Origin of the sequence: Marinobacter halodurans (assembly GCF_004327985.1) — a bacterium.
Classification (GTDB): domain Bacteria; phylum Pseudomonadota; class Gammaproteobacteria; order Pseudomonadales; family Oleiphilaceae; genus Marinobacter_A; species Marinobacter_A halodurans.
The window spans coordinates 1-2,199 of sequence record NZ_SJDL01000105.1 but is presented as its reverse complement, the minus strand read 5'-3'; the positions used below and the strand labels follow the sequence as shown (position 1 = coordinate 2,199).

Annotated in this window: 2 protein-coding genes; both read left to right on the top strand. The window is 60.1% G+C overall.

The window, feature by feature from the left end; translation table 11 throughout:
- The coding region (locus tag EZI54_RS23500) for a non-ribosomal peptide synthetase (RefSeq protein ID WP_131484283.1) at nucleotides 1-1,501 on the top strand (1,501 nt) is incomplete at its 5' end.
- Nucleotides 1,498-2,199, top strand: a 702-nt coding sequence (locus EZI54_RS23495) for a condensation domain-containing protein (RefSeq protein WP_165495868.1), incomplete at its 3' end; no start/stop codon positions are given. The genes EZI54_RS23500 and EZI54_RS23495, both read left to right, overlap by 4 nt.

The following is a 2,199-nucleotide window of genomic DNA, read 5'->3' as shown; positions in this document are numbered from 1 at the left end:
CCCGGCCGAGCGAGTGGCGTACATGCTGGAAGACAGTGCCCCGGTGGCGGTGTTGGTGCACGGCGACGTGCCGACGCTGGCCACGGGCGACTGTCCGGTGATTGCGCTGGACGACAGTGCGCCCTGGACCTCCTACCCGGCGGACAATCCCGAACGGGGTGGGCTGACGGTTTCGCACCTGGCTTACGTGATCTACACGTCCGGCTCCACAGGCCGGCCCAAGGGGGTCGCTGTTTCTCAAAGAAACCTGGTTCATTCCACTTGTGCCAGATTGACTTATTATCCTGAACAGGTAACGGGATTTTTATTAGCCGCTTCGTTTGCGTTTGACAGTTCGGTCGCTGCCATTTTCTGGACGCTTGTTTCGGGCGCCAAACTGGTGTTGGCTGAACCGGAGTTTCAGGGGGACTCTGATTCGCTTGCGAGGAACATACAGCAACACGGTATATCGCATCTTTTAATTGTACCCTCTCTCTTTCGGTTGCTTAGCGAGCGGCTCCGCCAAAAAGAAAGTGCGTGTTTGAAAACGGTCATATTGGCGGGCGAAAAATGCCCTGCCGAAGTGGCTGACTATTACGCCAGGAGTAACGGCCAGACTTTATACAATGAATACGGCCCTACTGAAGCAGCAGTGTGGAGTACGGTCTATCGTATTCAAAAAACAGACCGCAATAAATTCTTCGCTTCTATTCCGATCGGCCGGCCGATCACCAACACTCAGCTCTACATTCTGGATGCGCATCTGAACCCGGTACCCATAGGCATCGCGGGAGAACTGCACATCGCCGGCGATGGCCTGGTGAGAGGATATTTGAACCGTCCCGATCTGACGGCGGAGAAATTCATTCCCAATCCGTTCAGCCGTGCCGGGGCGCTCATGTACAAATCGGGCGACCTGGCACGCTATCTACCGGATGGCAGCATCGAATATCTGGAGCGCGTCGACCATCAAGTCAAGGTCAGAGGCTTTCGTATCGAACTCGGCGAAATCGAAGCAACCCTTGCCGCTCAACCCCTGGTTCGCGAAGCCGTCGTGCTTGCCCGCGACGATGCTTCCGGCGACCCGCGGCTGGTGGCGTATTACACGGGGCCGGCCGATGCGCAAGCCCTGCGGGACCGGCTGCGGGAAGAGTTGCCTGGATACATGGTGCCGGCGGCGTTCGTGGAGCTGGAGGCGTTGCCGCTGACGCCGAATGGCAAGCTGGATAGAAAGGCGTTGCCGGCGCCGGAAGACGACGCCTATGCGCGGGCGGCGTGGGAGGCGCCGTTGGGCCCGGTGGAAGAAGTGCTGGCCGGGATCTGGCAGGAGCTGCTGGGCGTGGAGCGGGTTGGGCGGCACGACAACTTCTTCGCGCTAGGCGGGCACTCGTTGCTGGTGGTAAGGCTGGTGGAGCGGATGCGGCAGGCGGATCTGCGGGCGGATGTGCGGGTGCTGTTCACACAGCCGACTCTGGCGGCGTTGGCGGATGCGATTGTTGAGAGAGAGGAAATTCTGCTGTGACAACGATTCAACTTTTTTTCCTGCTTAGAGCAAAAGGAATCGTACTCGCTCTGAAGGGAGATCGCCTTTCGGTGAAAGGTGAAAAAGGCAGCCTTGATGATCAGAAATTGCTTGATGCAATCAGGGAAAACAAACAAGAAATTATCCAGATATTGAAGCAAAAGAGCGCCGGGGGGCAGGACGGCATCTATTCTATAGCGAGGCAGACGCAGTACATAACGCCGTCGATGCTGCCGCTGGTGGAGCTGCCGCAGGAGGCGCTCGACGGCATCGTGGCGGCGGTGGACGGCGGTGCGGTCAACGTGCAGGACATCTACCCGCTGGCGCCGTTGCAGGAAGGGGTGTTGTACCACCACCTGTTGACCGAAGTGGGCGACCCCTACCTGGGGTATTCCCTGCTGGCCTTCGACAGCCGGGAGCGGCTGGACGCTTTCCTGTCGGCCTTGCAGGCGGTGATTAGCCGGCACGACATCCTGCGCACGGGCGTGCAGTGGGAAGGGTTGCCGGAGCCGGTGCAGGTGGTGTGGCGTGAAGCCGAGCTGCCGGTGGAAGAGGTGGCGCTGGATCCGCAGGCGGGTTCGATCGAGGAACAGCTCAAGGCGCGGTTCGATCCGCGTGAGTATCGGCTGGATATTCGGCGGGCGCCGTTACTGGCGGCGAAGGTGGCCGAGGACCCGGGCCAGGAGGCGGGGACGCCG